Source organism: Stieleria magnilauensis (genome assembly GCA_007753675.1).
Taxonomy (GTDB): domain Bacteria; phylum Planctomycetota; class Planctomycetia; order Pirellulales; family Pirellulaceae; genus Stieleria; species Stieleria magnilauensis.
In genome coordinates this window covers 1773760-1796921 of the sequence record CP036432.1, presented here as the reverse complement: position 1 = coordinate 1796921, position 23162 = coordinate 1773760, and the positions used below count along the sequence as shown (strand labels likewise).

General features: G+C 59.9%; 19 protein-coding genes. 14 read left to right on the top strand and 5 right to left on the bottom strand.

Translation table 11 applies throughout. The annotated features are described in order from the left end of the window. Window positions 1-19: 19 nt before the first annotated feature. The 4 genes from TBK1r_RS06505 to TBK1r_RS06490 all read left to right on the top strand — a co-directional run bounded on the left by TBK1r_RS06505 (window position 20) and on the right by TBK1r_RS06490 (window position 6308). A complete protein-coding gene (locus TBK1r_RS06505; RefSeq protein ID WP_145208287.1) occupies window positions 20-1372 on the top strand; it encodes a DUF1501 domain-containing protein in 1353 nt (450 codons plus the stop codon). A 4-nt stretch (window positions 1373-1376) separates the two neighbouring features. Next, a complete protein-coding gene (locus tag TBK1r_RS06500) occupies window positions 1377-1862 on the top strand; it encodes a DUF1579 family protein (RefSeq protein WP_145208285.1) in 486 nt (161 codons plus the stop codon). Between the two features lie 91 nt (window positions 1863-1953). After that, window positions 1954-4848 (top strand): PSD1 and planctomycete cytochrome C domain-containing protein, encoded by a 2895-nt coding sequence (locus TBK1r_RS06495; RefSeq protein ID WP_419581039.1) that lies wholly within the window; start codon window positions 1954-1956, stop codon window positions 4846-4848. After that, entirely contained in the window at window positions 4845-6308 is a 1464-nt protein-coding gene (locus tag TBK1r_RS06490) for a DUF1501 domain-containing protein (RefSeq protein ID WP_145208281.1), read from the top strand. The genes TBK1r_RS06495 and TBK1r_RS06490 overlap by 4 nt, the downstream gene beginning before the upstream one ends. Before the next feature lie 198 nt (window positions 6309-6506). On the opposite strand, the gene TBK1r_RS06485 is transcribed toward TBK1r_RS06490, so the two are convergent. Continuing rightward, a complete protein-coding gene (locus tag TBK1r_RS06485; protein ID WP_145208279.1) occupies window positions 6507-7676 on the bottom strand; it encodes a glycosyltransferase in 1170 nt (389 codons plus the stop codon). 2 nt (window positions 7677-7678) lie between these two features. Next, window positions 7679-8650: a hypothetical protein gene (locus TBK1r_RS38375; RefSeq protein ID WP_419581038.1), complete on the bottom strand. Its 972-nt coding sequence runs from the start codon at window positions 8648-8650 to the stop codon at window positions 7679-7681. Window positions 8651-8871: 221 nt separating this feature from the next. Here TBK1r_RS38375 and TBK1r_RS06470 point away from each other — a divergent pair, with 221 nt between their 5' ends. Continuing rightward, window positions 8872-10389, top strand: coding sequence for a Gfo/Idh/MocA family protein (locus TBK1r_RS06470; protein WP_145208273.1), 1518 nt, complete (start codon window positions 8872-8874; stop codon window positions 10387-10389). 103 nt (window positions 10390-10492) lie between these two features. Here the strand turns inward: TBK1r_RS06470 and TBK1r_RS06465 are convergent, their stop codons facing one another. Further along, a complete protein-coding gene (locus tag TBK1r_RS06465; protein WP_419581037.1) occupies window positions 10493-11242 on the bottom strand; it encodes a 7-carboxy-7-deazaguanine synthase QueE in 750 nt (249 codons plus the stop codon). Window positions 11243-11256: 14 nt separating this feature from the next. Here TBK1r_RS06465 and queF point away from each other — a divergent pair, with 14 nt between their 5' ends. Then, the gene (gene queF, locus TBK1r_RS06460; protein ID WP_145208271.1) at window positions 11257-11619 is read left to right on the top strand and encodes a preQ(1) synthase; all 363 of its coding nucleotides are present in this window, start codon (window positions 11257-11259) and stop codon (window positions 11617-11619) included. Between the two features lie 61 nt (window positions 11620-11680). Next, window positions 11681-12682 carry a sugar phosphate isomerase/epimerase family protein gene (locus TBK1r_RS06455; protein WP_145208269.1) on the top strand — a complete coding sequence of 334 codons (1002 nt, stop codon included), beginning with the start codon at window positions 11681-11683 and terminating at the stop codon, window positions 12680-12682. An 11-nt stretch (window positions 12683-12693) separates the two neighbouring features. On the opposite strand, the gene TBK1r_RS06450 is transcribed toward TBK1r_RS06455, so the two are convergent. Further along, window positions 12694-13980, bottom strand: a complete 1287-nt coding sequence (locus tag TBK1r_RS06450; protein WP_419581036.1) for a hypothetical protein — start codon at window positions 13978-13980, stop codon at window positions 12694-12696. Window positions 13981-14378: 398 nt separating this feature from the next. On the opposite strand from TBK1r_RS06450, the gene TBK1r_RS06445 reads away from it, so the two are divergent. Together TBK1r_RS06445 and TBK1r_RS06440 are read left to right on the top strand one after the other, a co-directional pair. Beyond that, entirely contained in the window at window positions 14379-14867 is a 489-nt protein-coding gene (locus tag TBK1r_RS06445) for a hypothetical protein (protein ID WP_095742467.1), read from the top strand. Window positions 14868-14959: 92 nt separating this feature from the next. After that, window positions 14960-16774, top strand: coding sequence for a tetratricopeptide repeat protein (locus tag TBK1r_RS06440; RefSeq protein WP_145208265.1), 1815 nt, complete (start codon window positions 14960-14962; stop codon window positions 16772-16774). Window positions 16775-17120: 346 nt separating this feature from the next. On the opposite strand, the gene TBK1r_RS06435 is transcribed toward TBK1r_RS06440, so the two are convergent. After that, window positions 17121-18401 (bottom strand): aminotransferase class I/II-fold pyridoxal phosphate-dependent enzyme, encoded by a 1281-nt coding sequence (locus TBK1r_RS06435; protein WP_145208263.1) that lies wholly within the window; start codon window positions 18399-18401, stop codon window positions 17121-17123. Window positions 18402-18656: 255 nt separating this feature from the next. Between TBK1r_RS06435 and TBK1r_RS06430 the strand changes: the two genes are divergently transcribed. The 5 genes from TBK1r_RS06430 to TBK1r_RS06410 all read left to right on the top strand — a co-directional run bounded on the left by TBK1r_RS06430 (window position 18657) and on the right by TBK1r_RS06410 (window position 23047). Next, window positions 18657-19412 (top strand): (Fe-S)-binding protein, encoded by a 756-nt coding sequence (locus TBK1r_RS06430; protein WP_145208261.1) that lies wholly within the window; start codon window positions 18657-18659, stop codon window positions 19410-19412. Between the two features lie 75 nt (window positions 19413-19487). Continuing rightward, entirely contained in the window at window positions 19488-20867 is a 1380-nt protein-coding gene (locus TBK1r_RS06425; protein WP_145208258.1) for a lactate utilization protein B, read from the top strand. Window positions 20868-20913: 46 nt separating this feature from the next. After that, on the top strand, window positions 20914-21537 hold the full coding sequence (locus TBK1r_RS06420; RefSeq protein WP_145208256.1) for a LutC/YkgG family protein: 624 nt from the start codon (window positions 20914-20916) through the stop codon (window positions 21535-21537). Between the two features lie 51 nt (window positions 21538-21588). Further along, complete coding sequence (locus tag TBK1r_RS06415) at window positions 21589-22434, top strand: alpha/beta hydrolase family protein (protein WP_145208253.1); 846 nt, start codon at window positions 21589-21591, stop codon at window positions 22432-22434. After that, window positions 22424-23047 (top strand): HAD family hydrolase, encoded by a 624-nt coding sequence (locus TBK1r_RS06410; RefSeq protein WP_145208251.1) that lies wholly within the window; start codon window positions 22424-22426, stop codon window positions 23045-23047. Before TBK1r_RS06415 ends, TBK1r_RS06410 begins: the two co-directional genes overlap by 11 nt. Window positions 23048-23162 lie beyond the last annotated feature (115 nt).

The following is a 23162-nucleotide window of genomic DNA, read 5'->3' as shown; positions in this document are numbered from 1 at the left end:
CGTACAAGCGACCAATCCAATGAGAAATCGTCATCCCAATCGACGCTGTGATGGAGTTCACCGCCGCGAGTTGCTGCACGTGGGCGGATTGTCGGCGCTGGGGATCGGTGTCAGCGACTGGTTGATGGCGAAACAGGCCCGCGCCGAATCATACGCCACACGACACATCGATGATTCGGCCAAAGCCCAGGCGTGCATTCTGATTTGGCTCGACGGCGGCCCGAGTCATCTGGACCTGTTTGATTTGAAACCCGACGCACCCGCGGAGATTCGCGGTCCGTTTGCGCCGATTCCGACCAACGTCAACGGCATCGAGGTCTGTGAACAATTGCCTCGCACCGCGGCACTGATGGACAAGGTCGCGCTGGTGCGATCGATGACGTCGCCGCTGGGCGAACACAATTTCGCCAGTCACTATTTGCTGACCGGATACAAACCGAATCGGGCGCTGACCTATCCGAGCATTCCATCGGTCCAAAAACACCTTTCGCAGTCCCAGACCGCGATTCCCACCAACATCGCGATCGCGAAACCCAATGGGATGATCGGCAGCGGTTACCTGCCCGAGTCGACGATGCCGTTCATCGTTCAAGGCGACCCCTCCCGACCGGAGTTTCGTGTTCAAGATTTGGAGTTGCCCGCCGGCATGACCCCCGATCGTTTGACGCGTCGCCGCGAATTTCGAAACGCCGTCGACGAACTCACCCGGCAGACCGAAACGCGTCTGGCCGAGTCGGGGCAATCCGATTCGGCGTTCGACCAGGCGTTTCGCTTGGTGCAATCGTCCCAGGCACGCGCGGCGTTTGATTTGCAACAAGAATCACAACGTGATCGCAATCGCTACGGGCGGCACCTGATCGGACACGGCTGCCTGATGGCCAGGCGTTTGGTCGAAGCGGGAGCGAAATTTGTGACCGTGACCGACCGCGGGTGGGACACGCACGAAGACATCTATTTGCGTTTGAAAGAGGGCTTCACCGGTGGGACGGCGGGTAAGATTCCGAAGCTGGATCAAGCTTATTCAGCGCTGCTGAGCGATCTTGCCGAACGCGGGCTGCTCGACTCCACACTCGTGATTCTGATGGGAGAATTCGGTCGGACTCCCAAGTTGAACCTGCGGGGAGGACGCGATCACTGGCCCGGTGCCTTCAGCGTCGCCCTGGCCGGCGGCGGAATCGTCGGCGGGCAAGTGATCGGCAAAAGTGACGCGCACGGCGAACGACCGGCCGAGCGACCGATCAGTCCGGCCGACCTGGTCCGCACGCTCTATCATTTGATCGGTATCGATGGTGATTTGGAATTAAACACTGCCGACGGTCGTCCCGTTCAAGTCAATCGCGACGGGACCGTGATCGGCGACCTGATCGGGTGAAACCATGAGCGACATCAGTAAAACCGACGTCAGTAAAGCAGCGTTCTTTGAGTGGCTTTCCGGCAAGTGGGGGGGCACCTGTCGGACCTGGTTCGAGCCCGACGAGTTGGCCGACGAGTCCGCGGTCCGAGGGGAGTTTCAGTTGATCCTGGGAGGTTCGTTCGCCAGACACACCTACGAAGGCGCGATGCAAGGAAAACCCCGCCGCGGCGAAGAGTTGATCTCGCAAAACGGTGTGACGGAGCAATTCCAAGTTGCCTGGATCGACAGTTTTCACATGAGCGATGCGATCATGTTCTCTCAGGGCGAGGCGAATGAGAGTGGTTTTGAGGTTGTCGGCGAGTACGACGTCGCCAAGGATGCACCCCGCTGGGGCTGGAAAACGCGATACAAAAAAAGCGGCCCGCAGGAACTGACGATCACGGCTTTCAACGTCTTCCCGGACGGTTCGGAAGCCAAGGCCGTGGAAACGGTCTATCGACGTGCCTAATCACCCGAGCGGTTAGATCCCAATCCAGAGTTCGGTTAGACTGCGAAGGAGATTCATGGGTTAGTTGAAGGTTCATTTTTGGCGGAGCGACGTGATACGTTTACTCACATTGATTGCAGGCATCGGGTTCTGGTTTGGCTGTGTGCTGGGGGGGGATGCCCCCGCCGAAGACAACACAATTTCGCCACCGGTGGACTTTAATCGTGACGTGCGGCCGATCTTCAACCAGCACTGTGTCGCCTGTCATGGCGGCGTCAAGCAAGCCGGAGGGCTGAGTTTCGTCTATGCCGACAGCGTGCTGGCGGTGATCGATCCAGGCAGCTCCGAAGATTCGTATTTGATGGAACGGGTGTTGCTCCCTGCCGACGAGGAAGAACACATGCCGCCGAGCGATCACGGTCGCTCACTGAATGCGGCGGAGATCGACATTCTGAAGCGTTGGATCGACGGTGGCGGCCAATGGGGAAAACACTGGGCGTTCACCCAGCCACAACGCGCCGAGACCCGTTTGCTTGAATCCGATCCATGGTCGCGGACACGCATCGATCCGTTTGTGCTGGACAAGATCAGGCAGCATGCGCTTGCGCCCCAGGTGGATGCTGAGCCGGAAGAATGGTTGCGCAGGGCGTCGTTGGATTTGACGGGTTTGCCACCGACGCCCGCACAAGTCGACGCCTTTCAAGCAGACGTCCGCCGCAACGGCGAAGACGCATACCGGGTTGCCGCCGACGATCTGCTGGCCTCGCCCGCGTTCGGCGAACGTTGGGCAAGTGTTTGGCTGGACGTCATCCGCTATGCCGATTCGAGAGGTCTGGGGCTGGATGGTCGCCGCACGATCTGGCAATTCCGCGACTGGGTGATCCGCGCGTTCAACGAGGACATGCCGTATGACCAATTCACGGTCCGGCAACTGGCCGGTGATCTGTTGCCCGATCGCACGCTCGACGATCTGCTTGCGACCGCGTGTCATCGCACCACGCAAACCAATGAAGAAGGCGGAACGGATGACGAGACGTTTCGCACCGAAGCGGTGATGGACCGCGTCAACACGACGTGGCAAGCATGGCAAGGCGTCTCGTTCGGTTGCGTCCAGTGCCACTCGCATCCTTACGATCCGATCGAGCACAAGGAGTACTATCAATTCCTGGCGTTCTTCAACAACACCGCCGACAGTGATCTGGGCAACGATCTGCCGACCCTGGCCGTTCCCATCGATCACGATCAATTCGACGAAGCGTTTCAATTGGACGAACAGGCCGACCAGCTGTGGTTGACCGAATGGCAACGCGCTCGCGAATTGGTCAAGGATGACGAACTCTGGAAACCGATCTCCGATCTGGAATTGTCCACCAACAACAATACACGCGTCATCGCCGCGACCGTCGATGGGGTTGCGGAGTATCAGACGACCGGAACGGTTCAAACCAAGACGAAGGTGCACATCAACGGCAAGGTCGACGAATCGATCGCGCAAATCACGGCCCTGCGGTTCACCGGATTTCCCAAGAACGAGCAACAAGCCCTGATCGATTCGGAATGGGGATTCATCGTCTCGCACCTAACGGCCAAACTGATTTCCCAGGACGGGACCGAAACGGCGATTCAATTCGAGCAAGTGATCTCCGACGAACCCGATCCGCTGTTGCAACCCAATGAAAGTTTGAACCCCAAGTCCAACCACGGATTCGGTCCGTATTCTCGAATCCATCACCCACGCACCGGCGCGTTCCTGGCCAATCCGCCGGTCCAGGTCAAACCGGGCGACCGACTGGATGTGGAGATCGCGTTCAATGATGTCGAATTGGGGGCGTTCCCACTGATCGCCCATCGCGGCAGGATTGCGGTCAGCCAATCCGGCGCGTTTACCGACTGGCTGACGGACGCCCAACGCGTGGCGGCCCGCGAACAGATCGCGGCGCTTCGTCGCCAACGGGCATCGATCCGTTCGATCAACACGCCGATCTTGATCGAACGGCCCCAGCAGTTTGCCCGACCGTCGCGTGTGTTTGATCGCGGCAATCAAACCACCAAAACCGATCCCGTTGACCCGGCGATTCCAGCGTTTTTGGCCACGCCGTCGGTCGAACCGGACGCTTCGTTGACGCGGTTACAGATGGCCGAGTGGCTGATCAGCCCCGAGAACCCACTGACCGCACGCGTCGCCGTCAATCGCTTTTGGGCGCAACTGTTCGGCACCGGCATCGTCGAAACACAAGAAGACTTCGGGATCGCCGGGGCACCCCCGACGCATCCGCGGTTGCTCGATGATCTGGCCGTTCGATTCCGCACCGAGATGGGATGGAGTGTGAAGACGTTGTTGCGCGAATTGGTGCTCAGTTCCACGTATCGTCAAAGTGCAACCGTCGACGCGGAGCGATACGAAATCGATCCAGCCAACCGGTGGCTCAGCCGAGGCCCGCGGGGACGTTTGCCTGCCGAGACGATTCGTGATCAGGCGTTGTTCATCGCCGGTCTGTTGAGCGAAAAACAATTTGGCCCGCCGGTGCATCCGCCGCTGCCTGACGGCGTGTGGAAACCGTTCCAAGGTGGCGACAAATGGGCGACGGTGGACCCGAACAACCCGGACCGCTACCGACGCACGATTTACACGTACACGAAACGGTCGATTCCCTATCCGATGATGGCCTCGTTCGACGCGCCGTCGCGCGAGTTTTGCTCAATGCGGCGATTGCCTTCCAACACGCCGACCCAGGCGTTGATGACGCTCAACGACGCGACGTTCGTCGAAGCGTCTCAGGCATTGGCCGGTCGCATGATCGCGGCAGACGACGACGTCGATCAACAGCTTCGCTACGGTTTCCGATTGGCAACCTGTCGACAGCCCAAGCAAGCGGAATCGCTGGCCATCAGAGAACTTTACGATTCAATTTTACAAAAGCACGACGGCGAAGAGCCGAATCAGCAGGCGGCGATGACCGCCGTCGCGAGCGTCTTGCTGAACTTGGATGAGGTTTTGACGAAATGAGTAGCATCGAACAACGACTCGCCGGCGAGGTGTTCACACGGAGTCTGCAATTCGAGACACGGCGACATTTTCTGCAACAGTCCGCGACTGGGTTGGGGGCGGCATGGTTGGCCAGCCAGGCCGGCGCGGTGTCGGCCAGTCCCAGCGCTGGTGGTTTGGGTGCGATTGCCGCGAAAGCCAAACGCGTGATCTTCTTGCACATGATCGGCGCGCCGAGCCAATTGGAATTGTTTGATTACAAACCGGCGCTGCACGAGGTCGACGGAAAAGACTGCCCCGCCGAGTATCTGGAAGGCAACCGGTTCGCCTTCATCCAGGGCACGCCAAAAATGTTGGGGCCGCGTTACCCGTTCCAACAGTACGGCGACTCGGGCGCGTGGGTGTCGGATCGGTTGCCACACTTTTCCAAGGTCGTCGACAAAGTTTGCTTCGTTAAATCGATGCAGACCGACCAGTTCAATCACGGCCCGGCACAGCTGATGGTGCATTGCGGCCAGTCGCGGGTCGGGTACCCCTCGATCGGTTCCTGGGTGACGTGGGGCTTGGGATCGGAAAGTGAAGATCTGCCCGGGTTCATCGTGCTGTTGTCCGGCGGACGGCAACCGCGTGTCGGAAAAGCGTTGTGGAGCAGCGGGTTTCTGCCCTCGGTTTATCAAGGTGTTCAGTGCCGTTCCAAGGGCGATCCGGTGTTGAATGTTTCCAACCCGACCGGCGTCTCACGCGACGATCGACGCTTGGCGCTCGACACGCTGGATCGTTTGAACCAGATGAACTACGAAACCTTCGGCGACCCGGAAACGTTGACGCGGATGAAGCAGTATGAACTCGCGTTCCGCATGCAAACGGCCGTGCCCGATGCGATGGACATCAGTCAGGAAACCAAAGAAACGCACGAGGAGTACGGTACCGAACCCGGAAAAGAATCCTTCGCCAACAATTGTCTATTGGCGCGGCGGTTGGCCGAACGCGGGGTCCGCTTCATTCAATTGTTCGATTGGGGATGGGACTCCCACGGAACCAACGAAGGTGAATCGCTGGGCAAAGGCCTGTCGAAAAAGTGCATGCAGACCGATCGCCCGATGACCGCGCTGTTGAATGATCTGGAACGCCGCGGCATGTTGGACGACACGTTGGTGGTCTGGAGCGGTGAATTCGGTCGCACATCGATGGCGGAAAACCGTGGTGGCCAGGCGACTCGGTTCCACGGTCGAGATCACAATCCCAATGCGTTTACCCTGTGGATGGCCGGCGGTGGGGTTCGCCCAGGCATGACGCTCGGTGCGACGGACGAACTGGGGTACCAGATCGCAGAGTCGCCGGTGCATCTGCGTGATTTCCATGCGACGATGCAGCATCTGTTGGGGATCGATCACCGCAAGATGGTGTTCCCGTTCCAAGGGCTCGATCAAAAACTGACCGGCGTGAAGCCGGCACGGGTGGTCGAAGAGATCTTGCTGTAGCGACGAACAGAAAACGACCGTATCTACGCTCGCCGGAGCATGGCCGTCGCAGATCGATTTGAAGTGGCAGAATGATTTGGGGCAAAATGATGTTCTGACCGCTCAGATCGCGGAGCCAGAATCGTCCGGCTGCCCCATCATTCTGCCATCCCCATGATTCTGCCATCCTCGTCTCGCCAACGCCGCCTTCTGGCGACGTCAGCTACGTTTTGTCGATGGACGCTCTCGCACCACATCGCGTAGCAGCTGTTCGTAGCGATCGACCATTGTGTCCCAACCGAACTGATCAACGATTCCCATTCCCGCCCGACCGAGTGCTTCGCGTTGGCGGACGTCTGCGATGAGTGTCTCGATCCCGCCGCGCAGGCCTTCGACGGATGATTCCACCAACCAGCCGTCACGGCCGTGGTCGATGATCACTCGCGGGCCGCTTTCGCAATCGACACTCAACGAAGGGACGCCCAACGACATCGCCTCCAGCAGAGCCGACGGGAATCCTTCATACCGGCTGGGCAAACAAAACAGCGTTGCCTGGGAGAGCGGTTCGGCAAGCGGGCGCACCCAGCCGGGCAATTCCAATCGGTCGTCGATTCCCAGTGATTTGGCCTGGGCAATTAATGCGTCACGTTGGGTGCCTTCGCCGTAGATCACCAACCGCCAGCTCGGATCGTCGGACGTGGCCTGGGCAAACGCGATCAACAGGCGGTCGAAACCTTTTTCCGGTTCCAGTCTGCCGACACCGGCAATCCGTTTTCGCGCACCGGCTTGCTCGCGGTCAGAGGTCAGCGGAGGCCGGTCGACCGCGGAAGGAATCACGGCAACCGACTTGGAAAACGGACGCAGGTAGCTTGCCGAGGTCTCGGTCAACGCGACGACGGTTGCCGCTTGACCGTATTGGTGTCGACGAACCGCATTCCAGAACGGTCCGAGTGATTGACGCGCCGGATCGCTGCGTTCGCAAACCACCACCGGTGGGCCTGATGGATCGGTCGCCATCAAGACGTCCAGATTGGTTCGATCACAAAACGACAACACGACGTCGGGGCGAAGTCGTTCCACGGCGTCGGCGATGGCGTGATGCCGCGCGCGAACTTGACGGAACTTGGCCAACAATCCCCTGGCGTCGACAGACAGAGCGAGCGGCACGCGTTGGACGCTCGGCGCGATCACGTGACGATCAGAGGCTCCATCATCAAACGTGATCAAGCTGACGCGATGCCCGCGTTCGGCCAAACGCGACGTCAAGCCTGCCATCACACGTTCGGCACCACCGCCATGGAGCGAGTGGATGAAACAGGCGATCGACAGGCTTGCTGAGTTCGTGTCATCGGCCGCCCTTTCTTCGGCCGCCCTCTCATCGGCCGCCATGCCTAAAGATCGACTTGTCCGAGCGGTGCCGGCAAGATCTCTTGAGTGGTTTCCGGTTGTGGGTCCGGCGGCGGTGAGGTCTGTGTGTCCTCGCTAGGCTCGACAAAGTCGTCCGTGGCCGATGCGTCGCCTTCCAGCTCGATCCACATTCCCAGCAGTTGCAAGGTGCGTTGGAATCCGTTGATTCGAGTCATCACCACCAGGTCGGGGTTCTTTGTCACGCCCAGAAACCGCGAATGCAATTCGCTCATCGATGCGGAGAGCTGACCGGATTCGGTCGCCGCGATGATGCGTTCGGGTTGCAGATACTCCAACCACACCTCGCCGTCATCGGGACGCGCTGCCAGGGTGCGGTAAAGCGTTTCGGCGGCCTGACGCAGTTCGGGCAGCGAGAATTCGATCGGTGAAGTCAGGTCAGGAATTCCGCCTCCGCTGCCCGGTCGATAGTTACCCGACGAACCGTATTGGGGCACGGACGAACCGTATTGAGGCGCGGGCGAACGGTATTCGGGCGCGGGCGAACGGTATTCGGGCACGAGCGAACGGGGCTCGATGTAACCGCGTTGATACGGTGATCGATAGCCAGAGTCATCGCGCGAATCGTAACGTGAATCATAGCGGGGGCGATACGATTCGTAGCGATCGTCATAACCGGCATAGGGCGGCGGAACGATCGAGCCGGGTCCGATATTCAGCGAAAAGAACGGGGTCTGCACACGGACACGACTCGGCGGCCCGACGACAACCGGAGCCGGCGGCCAGGCCCCCCAGGCATTTCCGTAGTAGGGCGTGGGCAAAATCGGCGGACCGACCAACACCGGGCCGCGAGCGCGAAAGCCTCGAAAGAATTGTGCATTTGCTTCGTCGCTGGCCACCAGGACGGACAACAGCCCGGCGACCGCGACTCCCGTTGGAAGCATGCGGCGGAGGGTAGAGCGAATCGCAGTCGAAGTTCGTTGAACGATACCAGTCATCTCGGTGATCTCAGTCGAGGAAACAGTCTCATCGACGTTGATCCATTCGTTGCACTCGCAACACGATCATCGCCGATCTATTCAGTCTACCTCCGAAATTGTGCCCCAAAACCCTCATTGGGCCTGTCGGAAGCTGTTAATATGTCGGTCGGCCGTCTATCGGCCTCCGTCCTCCCCCCCTGCCAATCATTCCCTCCCGAGACCGAGAAGGCTTGTTTGCCATGAGCAACCCGAATCCCCGCCCGAAGTCAACTCACGCCAATACACGCCGCAGCTTTTTGAAGAAAACCGGGTCTGCAGTCGCCGGCGGCAGTTTTTTAGCCGGCAGCAGTTTTCTGATCACCGGCACCAAAGCCAGTGGTGCGATCGAAGGGGCCAACGACCGCGTCCGGATCGCCGTCGCAGGCCTCAATGGCCGCGGCCAAGCTCACATCGGTGGTTGGTTGGGTACGCCCAACGTGGAACTGGCCTACGTCGCTGATCCGTGGGAAAAGGCGCTGGCCAAAGGAATCAGCGGTGTCCAGAAACGCGTCAAGGGCAAGATGACGACTCAGGGAATCGACGACATTCGGCGGGCATTGGATGACCCGACCGTGGATGCGATTTCGATTGCCACCCCCAACCATTGGCACTCGCTGATGACGATCTGGGGCGCCCAAGCCGGCAAACACGTGTACGTCGAAAAACCGATGAGCCATGACATCGCCGAAGGTCGGGTCGCCGTCGCGGCCCAGAAAAAATACGGCGTCGTGATCCAGCACGGCACCCAACGACGAAGCAACGCCGGAGTCGCGGGGCTGCACGAAGCCTTGAAGTCCGGCAAACTGCCGCGGTTGAAAATCGCCTACGGTTACTGTTGTAAACCGCGTAGCGGCATCGGTCACGAGCCGATCAGCACTCCGCCGGCGGATCTCAATTGGGAGCACTGGAAAGGCCCCGCGGTGATCGACCACTATCACGCCAACTATGTCCCCTACGACTGGCACTGGTTCTGGGAAACCGGCAACGGAGACTTGAACAACCAGGGCACGCACCAACTGGATGTCGCGCGTTGGGCGATCGATGACGACCAGACCCACCCCACGCGAACGATGGCCATCGGAAGCCGTTTTCAGTGGGACGATCAGGGAGAAACCCCGAACACGATGTTCGCGATGGCCGAGTATCCGAACGGTCAAATGGTGTTCTTCAATGTTCGCAACGTCAACTACAAAGGCTACCAGCGTCAGGTCTTCAATGAGTACTACCTCGAAGACGGCAGCGTGATCACCGGCGAAGGCAATTACCAGATCCTGCGTCCGGGAGCCTCCAAGGCCGAACCGTTGAAGATCGAACCCGGCGACGTCACCCCGGGTGGCAATTGGAATGCCTTCATCACCGCCGTCCGCGCCGGTAACCCGTCGATGGCCAATGGCAACGTGATGGATGCCCACTACGGATGCGTGCTCGGCCACATCATGAACAACTCCTACCGCTTGGGATCGGAAGTCCCGTTCAGCGAAACGGCCAGCGATTTTGGCGGCAATCAAGACGCGATCGAGCACTTCGGCCGTTTGCACAAGGTAATGTCCGACGGCGTCGGGATCTCTGGCAGTGACGCGAGCTACCAACTCGGACCGATGCTGAACTTCAACGCCCAGACCGAACGCTTCGAAGGCGAACGGGCCGACGAAGCCAACGCGTTGGTCAAGGACGCCAACAACCCGGGCTATGAAATCCCCTCCGTCGATGCGGTCTGATTGACGCAGCGGGAGGAATTTGTGTTGTGCGTGTGATTCGACACGCACGGCGTGACCTACCGAGTCGATGCGGGACGGATTGGCAATGCGTCCTGCCCGGCGATCACGTCCCGCGACGGTTTCCGAACCAGCGGATTTGCATGCGATCGCAATATTGGTAGCCGGCTGATTCAGCCAGCGGGCGGAGCCAGCGCTCGGCGGCGTCCATCTGGGCGTTGGTCACACCTTGCGGCATGATGTAGACGTCGTCGTTGTCCACTTCCAGCCCTCGGGAAACATCTTGAACTTCGTCGAATTGCGCCGCGTCGCCGACGACGAATTTCAATTGAAACGCGATCGCGGCGTCGATCAGTTTGCGCATCGTGTCCAGTGGCATGCGGCGCTGCTCGTGCAGACGACTCCAGCGCGGATGCTGCTGCGGGTCGGGCGTGCTGTCGGCCAGTTTTGGGCTGAGCGAAAGCAGGTCACAGGGGATCGGTTTGTCGATCGTCCCGGCGGTTTCGATCGTCAGGTGAAACCCGGCCTCCATCAGCGCGTGAGACAGCTCCGTCGCCGCGGCGGGCAACAGGGGCTCGCCGCCGGTCAGCACGACGTGCTCGGCACCGCTTTGCCGAGCGGCATCGACCAGCGATTCGATCGACTGGCGGTCGCCCGACGGGTCCCAAGACGCGTAGGGGGTGTCACAAAACCAGCAGCGCAGGTTGCAGCCGCTGGTACGGATGAAAAAGCTTTCCGTCCCCGTCAGTCGGCCTTCGCCCTGTCGGCTCAGAAAGGTTTCACTGACCAGCAATTGGGCGTGACCCGGTCCCCTGGTGGATTCGGCCGGTGCGTGCGAAAATTGTGATTTACCCAAGGGAGAAAACAGCGTTGAGTGATTCAGAGAACTTTAGCGACATCCTGGAAGTGTTCGACAATCCCAACACGTCGCGCAACTTTACCATCGTGCACCATTGCCCCGAGTTCACTTCGGTGTGCCCCAAGACCGGTCAGCCGGACTATGGGAAGATCATTTTCACGTACGTTCCAGACAAATTGTGCGTGGAACTGAAGAGCTTGAAAATGTATCTGCAGCGATTTCGGAACGAAGGCATGTTCTACGAGGCCGTGACGAACCGCATCATGGATGACTTTCTCGCCGTTGTACAGCCAAAAAGTGCGACGGTGGAGAGCCAGTGGACGCCCCGCGGGGGCCTGCACAGCAATATCATTGTCCAGTATCCAATGCCCTAGGCCGAGCGAACCCTGATCCCATTCCCCGATCGTTTTCCCCCCTCTCCATCCTTGAAATTAGATGACTGACAGAATTCCCGTCCTTTTGAGTGGTTTCGCGGACGAAGCCGCCAACGAAAAACTTGCCGTCCAGCAATATTCGGCGTTCGCCGCGTTGGGGTTGCGCTACTACTCCATCCGGTTCGTTGACGCCGGCGAAGGCATCAAGAACGTGATGTTGTTGGGCGATGCCGAGATCAATCATCTGGTCAAGATGCAGTCCGATTATGGACTGAAGGTCAGCAGCATCGGCTCTCCGATCGGCAAGGTCAAACTGTTGGACGTCGATGACGGGACCGCCAATAAGTTCATCCCGTTCGAAAAGTACTTGGCCGAAGACGTCCAAACGGCCTGCGATCGCGCCGAAGCCTTCGGTGCCAAACTGATTCGCGGGTTCGCGTTCTATCATCCCAAAGGCACGGCGCCGGAAGATCATATCGATCAGGTGGCCGATCAGCTCGGGCAAATCGCCGAAGCCTGTGACAAACGCGGACTGACGTTCGGATTGGAAGTCGAAGCCAATTTGGTTGGGCAAACCGGGACGCTGCTGCAGGCCATCGCGGCGAAAGTCAACCATCCGGCGATGCTGACGATCTTTGACGGTGCCAACATCGTCACACAGGGCTTCACCGCCGATGAGACCTTCGCCCAGTACGTGGCGATGAAAGACAGCATGGGATGGATGCACATCAAAGACTATCACGATCCGTCGCCCACCGGCCGCGTCGAACACGTCGACGAGGCCAGCTTGGACAACTTTGTGCCCGCCGATCGCGGCGATTGTGGTCACGAAGCGATCTTGCGCGATTTCAAAGACTTCTTGCCCGAGCTGCACGAGCGGGCGACCCGGCGTGGCGCCGACGGCGTGTTCTTGGATCTGGAACCGCACGTCAAAGGCGGTGGTCAGTTCGGCGGATTCAGCGGCCCCGACGGGTTCGGCGTCGCGTTGCGCGGCCTCTGTCGGGTGCTCGATTATGTCGAGATCCCGTATGAGCTGCGTGGGTTTGCCGACATCAAGGGCTGATTCCCGACGGTTCAGTCGGGCTGGTGAATCGGATTCCAGTCGCGTGTGGGAGCGGCATGCGGCAACGTCGCCACCCGCGGCACCGTGTTCCGCGATGTTGACGGGGCCGATCGCAAGCCGGTTCCGAGGAACGGGTTGGAGCGGATCGGCGGTGCCGTGACTGCCGGTGCGTCGACCGTCGGCGCCTCGACCTCCGGCGCGTCCGCCGCAGGTGGGGATTCCATCTGGACCGAAGGCAGTTGCACTGGCAGCTCCGTTTCCGGCAGTTCCGTTTGCGGCGCCACCAGATCAGCGGTGCCCGAATGCTCCAGTCCCAGGTCGTCGTCGCCACGGAAATAGGCCGACGGAGGCAGTTGTTGTTCGATCGCTTCGTCGTTCAACAAATCGGGCTCAACGTCGAGTGGATCACCGCCAAACTGATCGCCGGCGTCGGCGGGATCCGAGTCGGCCGAGGCGAACGGAAGCTGGTTCGGACCCGAAAAATCAAGCAGTGGTTGTTTCACCTTCGGCGCGGTGACGGTGAACGGCATCGATTGATCGCTCGGCGAGGCGATACCATTCGGTTCGACGACATGCGGCTCGGACGTTTCGAGTGCTTTGTCATCGCTTGGTTCGTCATCGATCGGTACGTCTTGTTCAACCGTCCAGTCCTGGGGCAGCTCCATCGCCTCATCGGACTCCGTCGGCGGGGCGCCAGCGTCGGCGGATCCAGTGTCGGCCAATCCCGTGTCGTCGGCCGAATTGCCGGTGGCGGTGAAATCGTGCGAGTCCAGGGCGGTATCGCAGCCCGCATCGTCGCACGACGCCGGGGGATTGCCGGACGGGAAAATTGACGCGTCGCATCCTTCGTCGTTGCAGGGTGCGACGCCGCTCGGGTAGACGACGGGCCCCGAAACGGCCGGCAGACTCGGCAGACCGGTCAGCAGATGGGGCAGGCCGCTGTGGACTTGGGACAGCCCGGTGCCCGGCGGATAGATTTGGCCGCAGCCGTCGCGACAACTGGCGTGACCGAATTGATCGGGATAGCCATGCGGCGGCAGATCGGCCCCGGGGCGAAATCCGCCGTCGCGACAGACGTGGTAGCCATCGCCCCAACCGACGCCGAGTAATCGTCCCAGCCGCTGCATCGTTGCGGGATGATCGGCGTGGGCCTCGGGCAGCGTCTGGTCGGCCGCGGCCAGACCCAGCGCCGCCAGCGTCACAGCCGCGGCGGTTGCCAGACGCTTTCGTCGGGTCACTCGACGCGGACGGGGCGGATCGAGAGGCGTGGGTCGCTGTTGATTTGATTTGCCTGGCATGAGCCGACTCGTCATCCGTGACAGGGTCGCGAAGTGAAAATCGGGCGACGAAGCGACGCCGATCCCGTTTTCGGAAATGCAGTTCACAGGACGATTAATCGGCAAATTCCTCGCGATTCCTGGTCGTCGAGCGAGCGGGAGCGTGCAAATTGCGGTGGACCGGATCCGTCTGACTCGGTTGTCGGGGCTGCGTTGAGTTTTCCGGCGACAAAGTTTTCGATGGCCCCTATCCCTCACGTGGAATTGTGCCCGTTTCGGCGCGGTGCCGCCTGCCGCGAGCTAGCGTTGGGAAGACCGCGAGCTAGCGCTGGAAAGACCGCGAGCTAGCGATTGTAAGCTTGTCCCCAAACCACACCTCCGTACGCCAGTCGCACCGTCCGCGAACCGGAAATTCACTTATGTCGCAACGCAACCGATTTCTGATCGATCCCCCGGTCCAGTGGTCCATTATCCGCCGCATGTCGATGCATTGGTCGCTGACCATCCTGGCATTGCTGGCGATCGGCATTGGCGTGCAGTTGATTTACGCCCCCGGCAACCAGACGTTCGGACAGATGATCGCGCGGTCGTTCGGCGCCCAGGCACCGCTGTTGTGCGTTATGTTGATGTTGTATCCGGTGTACGTCTGGGACATCGTCAAACTCAGCCATCGTTTCGCCGGCCCGATGTTACGCCTGCGCGGCATCTTGAATGAATTGGCCGACGGCGGACGGGCGATGAAGCTGCGATTCCGGCCCTGCGATTTTTGGCAGGAAACGGCAACGGATTTCAATCGATTCTACGAAGAACACATCCGCTTGAAGAATCGTTGCGAAGAACTCGAAAACGAATTGAAGCTGATGACAGAGGCCGCGGAAAAGCGAGAGTCGGCTGAATTGTCGGCCTGATCGAGCGATTCTTGCCAAGCTCATCTACGCATCGATTCGCCGGCACGGCATAATGAAGGGGTCTTACCTCAACCCCGCACGAGCCTACGCCGATGATACGATCGTCTTCCAAGCACCTTACGCTGCTCGCCTTGCTGTGCCTGAGCGGCTCGCTCTTGTTCGCTCCCTCCCCCGCGTTTTCTCAACAGGCGGCCGAGGAATCCCCGCAGACGGGCGAGTCCGCTTCGCCGGACGCTGGCACGCAAGCCGAGACGCCTCAAGCCGAGGCCGCCGACGAGACGGAGCCCGCGGCCGATGCGGCCGACGGCATCGATGCCGGACAGGACGAACTGGACGAGGCCGCGATCTTGCGATTCGACGCCAAGAGCGCCCGTGAACTGGAGGCGGTCGAACGTTTGCTGCAAACGGCGATCAAGAAAGGACTTTCCGGTGAAAATGCGTCGTTCGCGAAAAAAATGTTGGGCTCGGTGCTGTTGCAAAAAAGTCAGCAGCTGATCGCCGCGATGGGGCAAACCGCCGGCAATCGCAACCGCGCCATCCAGTTGCGTGACGAGGCCCTGCGGACGCTCGAAGACGCCCTGAAAAATGACCCCGAACTGGTCGAAGCCCATCTTCTGGTCGCTCGACTGAACATGCTGCCCGGTGGCGACAAAGACGCCATCACCGCAGCGACCTCCAGCGCGATCGATCTGTTGGCCGACAATCCCGTCGAACGCAGCGCCGCGTATTTGCTGCGCGCGTTGACTTGGGGACCCGGAAACGAAGACAAGCGTCTGGCCGATTTGGATGCCGCTATCAAGGACGATCCCAAGAATCGCGAGGCGTTGCAGGCTCGCGCGGCGGTTCGGCTGCAAAACCAAGACGTCGCCGGGGCGATCGAAGACATGGAACGGGTGCTCGCCGAGGACCCGACCAACTTGCAAGTCGCGCAAACCGTCGTGCAAAAGCTTGCCGATCTCGACCGCGTCGACGATGCATTGGAATTGCTCAGCAAAGCACTCGAAGCCAAACCCAGCGAAGGGCTGTACCGCATGCGGGCGATCCTGTACCGGATGCAGCTGAAAGAAGAGGAGGCATTGGCGGACCTGAACAAGGCGCTCGCGATGCAACCCCAAGATCCGATTTCCTTGCTGCAACGCGCCGAGATCTCCGTCGCACGCAAAAATCTACAAGCCGCCAAAGATGACTTGCGGGCCGCCGAGCGGATCGCGCCCGGAGTCGCCGCGGCCGAACAGGCGATCTTCGTCCGCTGCCTGATCGCAATCGAAGAAGGCCGCATGGCCGACGCCATCAACGAAATGAAAACGTTGATCGATCGCGATCCGACCAACGACGGCCGCAAACTGCAATTGGCCAACCTGTACCTGCAAGACGAGCGGCCGCGTCAGGCGATCGAGGTGCTGTCGTCGATCTTGGATCGCGATCCGACCAACGTTTCCGTCCTCCGTTCACGAGCCGACGCCTATCTGTCGGTCGGTGATCACGACAAAGCGATCGAGGACTACGAACGTGCGATCAAAGCCGCCGGAGACGATTCCACCAACTACGACCTGTCGGGAATCCTAAACAACCTCGCTTGGGTCCTGGCCACCAGTCCCCAAGACAGCGTCCGCGACGGTGCCCGCTCGGTCGAATTGGGTGAGCGCGCGGTCGAACTGACCGACGGAAAGGAACCCCACATCCTCAGCACGCTCGCGGCAGGCTATGCCGAGATGGGGAACTTTGAAAAGGCGATCGAGTGGAGCAGCAAGGCCGTCGAAGTCGGCAAGGCACAAGAGCACGAACAGCTCCAACAACTCGAAGAGGAACTGCAGCAGTACCGTGCCGGAAAACCTTGGCGCGAGAAACAAGAGACCGAAGAAAACGCCGTCCCGATTCTGTCGCCCGAAGATTTGATCGACACCTGAGTCGTGGCGTGATGTCAATCCCTTCGGGATAGTGGATTCGCTGGCGCTCTCCATTGACACGCAACGAGGTGTTTCTTGTTAGCGGCAGGGCGCGAGCCCTCCGGTATTTCGGGAACGATGAGGGACCGGAGGGCTTGCGCCCTGCCGCTATCACCTCGTAAAACGGAGGGAATCAATGCTTCACAGCGTTGCCCCTCGGGGGCGTGGCAGGGCGCTGGTTTTACTCCGGCGGTGTTCGCTGCGCTGACCTCCGGCTACTCGCTGCAATCCCTTCGGGATGCAATACCAGAGGACGTCCGGCATGCACAGCATGCCCTACTTGGGTGTCCGGCATGCACAGCATGCCCTACCCCAAGCATTTGCTGATCTGTCGGACGGCTTGGCGCAATCGGTGTTCGTTTTCGACCAGAGACATCCGCAAGAAACCTTCGCCGGCGGCGCCGAATCCGCTGCCGGGGCTGACGGCGACGTTGCCTTCTTCGAGCAATTTCATCGCAAAATCCATCGTGCTCATGGCGCTCCGCCACGGCTCGGGGACTTCCGCCCAGACGAACATGCCGGCCTTGGGCGGTTCGACTTTCCAGCCCAGTCGACGCAAACCGTTGACCAGCACGTCGCGGCGACCCTGGTAGATTTCGGATTGCTTTTCGACGTTCGCTTCGGTTTCTCGCAGCGCGACGATCGCGGCGATCTGAATCGCCTGGAACATCCCGTAGTCGTAATAACCCTTGATGGTCCCCAAGCCGCGAACCATGTCCGCGTTGCCGGCACAGAATCCGACCCGCCAGCCGGCCATGTTGTAACCCTTGCTCATCGTCGTGAATTCCACACCGACGTCCTTGGCACCGGCCGCGGCCAGGAAACTCGGCGGGACATAACCGTCGAAGGCGACGTCGGCGTAGGCGAAGTCGTGGATGACCATGAACCCGTACTTTTTCGCCAGCCGCACGACTTCCACAAAAAAGTCGGGCTCGATCACCGCCGAGCTGGGATTGTGCGGGTAATTGACGATCAAGACCTTGGGCGCCGGCATCATGTTCTCGCACGTGTACGCCACGTTCCGCAAGAATTTGTCCGGGTCGGCCACGTCGAGGGCGACGACATTGCCCGAGGCCAAGATGACGCCGTACATGTGGACGGGAAAATAGGGCGACGGGATCATCGCGGTGTCACCCGGGCCCATCAGGGCCAGGCACATGTGCGAGAACCCTTCTTTGCTGCCCAGGCAGGAGATGATCTCGGAATCGGGGTCCAGCCGCACCCCGTACTTGCGATAGTATTTTCCTGCGACTTCCCGCCGCAAGTTGGCGATGCCGTTGGATTTACTGTAGCCGTGGTTGCCGGGATCCGACGACGCGTCGTGAAGTTTTTGGATCACGATCGGGTCGGGCGGGTCGGAGGGATTTCCCATCCCCAGGTCGATCACATCGTCGCCGGCACGCCGTTTTTGGTACAGCGAGTTGTTGATGCGGCCAAACATGTAGGGGGGCAGGCGATCGACGCGCGAGGCGAACTTGACCTCGAACGGGGCGGGGACGGGATCAGTCGTCGGCGCATCAATCGCGGGTGCGTCGATATTGGGAGAATCATCGAGACTGGAATCATCGAGACTGGCTGTGTCACTCATTTTGGCCAAACCGTTACTGCGCCGGGGAAGAACTGACGATCGCCCCATTGTCGATCAGAAACGCGTTTCCTCCCAGGGGTTCGCCCAGATTGTTCCGAAGAACGTGGGATTCGGCCTCCGAATCGTCACGTCGGCCGCGGAATTGGGGGGGCGCGCACAGGACCGTGCTGAACAAACCGGTCGCATTTGGTTACTATACTGATCACATTGACCCGTCTTCTCTCCCTGTTCCTCCCTCTCGATCGCCACTGATCCATGACTGTCGCACTGTTTGTCCCCTGCTACATCGATCAGTTGTATCCAGACGTGGCGATTGCGACGCTTGAATTGTTGGAACGATTGGGGGTCGACGTGGCGTATCCTGACGGCCAGACCTGTTGCGGCCAGCCGATGGCCAACACGGGCTGCGAGACCGACACGGCGCCCGTGGCCCGACGTCTGGTCGACCTGTTCGCTGATTTCGAAGCCGTGGTCTGTCCATCCGGATCGTGCGTCTCGATGGTCCGCAATCACTACGCCGCCTATTTCGATCCCGAGGACGCAAAATTTCAGCACGTCACGTCCAAAACCTATGAATTGTGTGAGTACCTGCACGATGTCGTCGGCGTCACCCACCTGGACGTCAAATTCCCGCACCGGGTCTCGCTGCACCAAAGTTGTCACGGGTTACGCGAATTGAGGCTCGGCCAATCGAGTGAATCGATGACGCCGCGTGAGAACAAAGTCCGCAAGCTGTTGAATCTGGTCGAAGGCATCGAGTGGGTCGAACCGGATCGTCCCGACGATTGCTGTGGTTTCGGCGGCACGTTTGCGGTCAATGAAGCGGACGTGTCGGCCGAAATGGGCCGCGCCCGCATCGCCGACCACTGCGACAAGGGCAGCGAGGTGCTGGCGTCGGCGGACATGAGTTGTCTGATGCATCTGCAAGGCCTGATTCGCCGAGAAAAAAATCCGATTCAAGTCATGCACGTCGCCCAAATCCTGTCCGGGCGGCCGCTCGGCGCGGCGTGAGTCGGTGACCCGATTGGCGACTGACCAACAACTACGCAACACCTTTTCCCAAAATCACTTCAGCCACCCGCTACCATGCTCCCGATCGTCCAGCATCCGGCCGCTGCCAAGGAATTCGTCAACGACCCGAACCGGTCGCGCTGGCATGACCAAGCCCTGTGGTTCGTTCGCAGCAAACGCGACAAGCAAGCCGCCTCGTTGCCCGAATGGGAATACTTGCGCGAGACCGCATCGGGAATCAAAACGCACACGATCGCCAATCTGGCGCATTACCTGCAAGAATTCGAACGCAACGCGACCGCCCGCGGCGCGGTCGTCCATTGGGCGCGCGACGCGGACCATCACAACGAAATCGTGCTCCGCATCCTTCGCGACCACAAGACGAAACGGATCGTCAAAAGCAAATCGATGTTGACCGAAGAGTGCGGGTTGAACCACTACTTGGAAGACAATGGCATCGATGTCGTCGACACGGACTTGGGAGAACGGATTGTCCAACTGCGTGGCGAAACCCCCAGCCACATCGTGTTGCCGGCCATTCACATCAAAAAAGAAGAGGTCGGCGATACGTTTCACAAACACCTGGGGACCGACGAAGGGGCATCGGATCCGAAGTACTTGGCCGAAGCGGCACGCGGGCACTTGAGAGACAAGTTTCTCGCCGGCGAAATCGGCATCACCGGCGTCAACTTTGCCATCGCCGAAACCGGCGGACTGGTCGTCTGCACCAACGAAGGCAACGCGGATTTGGGAACGTCGCTGCCGCGGGTGCACATCGCCTGTATGGGCATCGAAAAACTGTTGCCGAGACAACGCGATCTCGGCGTGTTCACGCGTTTGCTCGCTCGCTCGGCCACCGGCCAACCGATCACCAGCTACACGTCGCACTTCAATGGCCCCCGCGACGAAAACAGCGAACTCCATATCGTGCTGGTCGACAACGGCCGCAGCCGATTGCGTGAGAGCGAAACGTTTCGCGCCGCGATGCATTGCATTCGCTGCGGCGCGTGCATGAACACCTGCCCCGTCTATCGACGCAGCGGCGGGCACAGTTATCGCGCCACCGTGCCCGGCCCGATCGGAAGCGTGCTGTCGCCGACCCGTGACCAGAATTCCTACAAGAGTCTTCCGTACGCCTGCAGCTTGTGCGGATCGTGCAGCGATGTCTGCCCGGTCAAAATACCGCTGCACCATCAATTGCTGGCGTGGCGCGGGGAACTGGTCGGCAAAAAGTTGTTGCCGCTCTCCAAACGGCTCTCGATGCGCTGTGCCTCGTATCTGTTTCGCTTCCCCGCACTGTTTCGGCTGGTCGGCAAAGTCGGACGCTTCGCGCTGCGGGTGCTGCCGCGTTGGGCCACCCACAATCGCTTGAACGTCTGGACGATCGCACGCGAGCTTCCCGAGCCTCCCAAAGAAAGTTTTCACCAATGGCATCGACGCCATCGGAACCACTGAGAGCCATCGGAATCACTGAGAGCCATCGGAAATACTGAGAATCGAGATGATGAAACCGACACTCGCCGACACCGACGCGCGGCAGGGGATCCTGGATCGCATCAACACCAAACATGTCGACATCCCGCCGTTGCCGGACGTCGATGTGGATCGTGTGATCCAATTCGATGAACCGATCGACAAGTTTGTCGAAATGCTGGCGATGGTCGGCGGTCAGGCACACCAAGTCGATTCACAAGCCGACGTCCGCGCGCAGCTGGAGGAGATCGAGGTATTCCGCACCGCAACCCGCATCGTTTCGTTGGCGCCCGAATCCATCGCCGGGACGATCGACGCGACGCAAATCGAAGATCCCCACGACTTGTCAACCGTCGACTGGACGATCGCCCGCGGTGAATTCATGGTCGCGGAAAACGGATCGATTTGGATCGACGGAGACACCCTACCGCATCGCGTGCTGCTGTTCATCGCCCAATACCTTGCGATCGTCGTGCCGAGATCTCAAATCGTTTCCAACATGCACCAGGCCTACGAGCGGATTGAAAACTTTTCGGCCCGATTCGGCGTCTTCGTCTCCGGCCCCAGCAAGACCGCTGACATCGAGCAGTCGTTGGTGCTCGGGGCACACGGCTGCCGTAAACTGCAGGTCCTCATCGTCGGCGATCTTTAATTTTCCGTTGCACGTTCGTCGCAAGCCATTGGACACCCGGACATCCGTGATATGAACGCTTTAATGCGAACCCACTTGGTGCTCGCCCTGGTTTGTTGCGCTGTCGCGGTACAAGCGGACGAGCTGCCGGGGAAACAGACCGATTTCCATTCCTTTGCCCGGTATGACTTTCAACACAATGGCCGAAAGTGCATCATCGTGGCTCCGAAATCGCCCGCACCAGGCAATCCGTGGATTTGGCGGGCACGCTTTTTCGGGCACGAGCCTCAGGTCGACGTCGCGTTGTTAAAACGTGGATTTCACGTTGCCTACGTGGATGTGGCGGGTTTGTTCGGCGCGCCCCAGGCCGTGCAGATTTGGGATGACTTCTACGCCCACGTGACGACGACTTATCAATTCCATTCCAAGCCGGTGTTGGAAGGGATGAGCCGCGGCGGATTGATCATTTTCAACTGGGCGAAAGCGAATCCCGACAAGGTTCAGTGCATCTATGGTGATGCACCGGTGTGCGACATCAAGAGTTGGCCGGGCGGCAAAGGCAAGGGGGCGGGAAGCCCGGGCGAGTGGAAACGTTGTTTGAACGCGTATGGATTGACCGAAGCGGAAGCGATGGACCCGCAATCGACCAAGTCGCATTGCAATCCCATCGATGGACTGGGACCATTGGCGGCGGCAGATGTTCCGATTCTGTGCGTCGTCGGCGATGCCGACGTGGTCGTGCCGGTGGATGAAAACACCGCGATCCTGGAACAACGGTATCGCGACTTGGGGGGACCGATCGAAGTCATCCACAAACCCGGAGTCGGGCATCACCCACATAGCTTGAAAGACCCGACGGCGATCATCGAGTTTATTTTCCGCGACCGAGCGAACAGCGAAGAAGATCATGCAAATTGAGTTCGTTTATTTTGATCTCGGCAACGTGCTGGTTTCGTTCGACCCGGAGATCGCCTGTCGCAATCTTTCTGAGCTGGCCGGGATCTCCACCGACAGGGCCCGCGAAGTCCTCTATGACAGTGGACTGCAAGATCAATACGAGAGCGGTCAGATCACCAGCCGCTCGTTCACGCAGACGCTGCGGCAAGTCTTGGATTTAGACGCCAAACGGTTGCCGCAAGATCTGGTCCTGGACGCGATCAGCGACATGTTCACGCCCATCGATTCGATGGTCCAGGTCGTGGAGCTTGCCCGCCGCAGTGCCGGTCGCGTGGGCGTGTTGTCCAACACCTGCCCTGCTCATTGGCGTTGGGTGCGAAAGCAACCCTGGCCGGTCTCGCAGATCGACTATGACGTCAAAATTCTGAGCTGCGAAGTGATGTCGATGAAACCGGACATGAAGATTTACGAGGCCGCCGAAAAAGCGGCGCGGGTGCGTCCCGAGCGGATTCTGTTCATCGATGACAAGCCGGAAAATGTCCGAGCAGCGGCGGAGCGCGGCTGGCGCGCCCACCAGTGCTTGGGCGGCGAACAGGCAAAATCCGTGATCGAGCAACATTTGGGCGTGAAGTAGAGCCGGCCACCGGTCTCGCGAAACGTTTAGAGGTCGCCATTTCTTGGTGGACAAGTGTTGTATTCCGCCACCCTGGGGAGGAGAATGAGCAGAAATCCCTGCTGGGGGACTGGCG

Excerpts from the sequence above, each read along its gene's own strand:
- TBK1r_RS06505 (WP_145208287.1), top strand. The coding sequence starts at position 20 with ATGAGAAATCGTCATCCCAATCGACGCTGTGATGGAGTTCACCGCCGC.
- TBK1r_RS06500 (WP_145208285.1), top strand. The coding sequence starts at position 1,377 with ATGAGCGACATCAGTAAAACCGACGTCAGTAAAGCAGCGTTCTTTGAG.
- TBK1r_RS06490 (WP_145208281.1), top strand. The coding sequence starts at position 4,845 with ATGAGTAGCATCGAACAACGACTCGCCGGCGAGGTGTTCACACGGAGT.
- TBK1r_RS06485 (WP_145208279.1), bottom strand. The coding sequence starts at position 7,676 with ATGGCGGCCGATGAGAGGGCGGCCGAAGAAAGGGCGGCCGATGACACG.
- TBK1r_RS38375 (WP_419581038.1), bottom strand. The coding sequence starts at position 8,650 with ATGACTGGTATCGTTCAACGAACTTCGACTGCGATTCGCTCTACCCTC.
- TBK1r_RS06470 (WP_145208273.1), top strand. The coding sequence starts at position 8,872 with ATGAGCAACCCGAATCCCCGCCCGAAGTCAACTCACGCCAATACACGC.
- TBK1r_RS06455 (WP_145208269.1), top strand. The coding sequence starts at position 11,681 with ATGACTGACAGAATTCCCGTCCTTTTGAGTGGTTTCGCGGACGAAGCC.
- TBK1r_RS06450 (WP_419581036.1), bottom strand. The coding sequence starts at position 13,980 with ATGCCAGGCAAATCAAATCAACAGCGACCCACGCCTCTCGATCCGCCC.
- TBK1r_RS06445 (WP_095742467.1), top strand. The coding sequence starts at position 14,379 with ATGTCGCAACGCAACCGATTTCTGATCGATCCCCCGGTCCAGTGGTCC.
- TBK1r_RS06440 (WP_145208265.1), top strand. The coding sequence starts at position 14,960 with ATGATACGATCGTCTTCCAAGCACCTTACGCTGCTCGCCTTGCTGTGC.
- TBK1r_RS06435 (WP_145208263.1), bottom strand. The coding sequence starts at position 18,401 with ATGAGTGACACAGCCAGTCTCGATGATTCCAGTCTCGATGATTCTCCC.
- TBK1r_RS06430 (WP_145208261.1), top strand. The coding sequence starts at position 18,657 with ATGACTGTCGCACTGTTTGTCCCCTGCTACATCGATCAGTTGTATCCA.
- TBK1r_RS06425 (WP_145208258.1), top strand. The coding sequence starts at position 19,488 with ATGCTCCCGATCGTCCAGCATCCGGCCGCTGCCAAGGAATTCGTCAAC.
- TBK1r_RS06420 (WP_145208256.1), top strand. The coding sequence starts at position 20,914 with ATGATGAAACCGACACTCGCCGACACCGACGCGCGGCAGGGGATCCTG.
- TBK1r_RS06415 (WP_145208253.1), top strand. The coding sequence starts at position 21,589 with ATGAACGCTTTAATGCGAACCCACTTGGTGCTCGCCCTGGTTTGTTGC.
- TBK1r_RS06410 (WP_145208251.1), top strand. The coding sequence starts at position 22,424 with ATGCAAATTGAGTTCGTTTATTTTGATCTCGGCAACGTGCTGGTTTCG.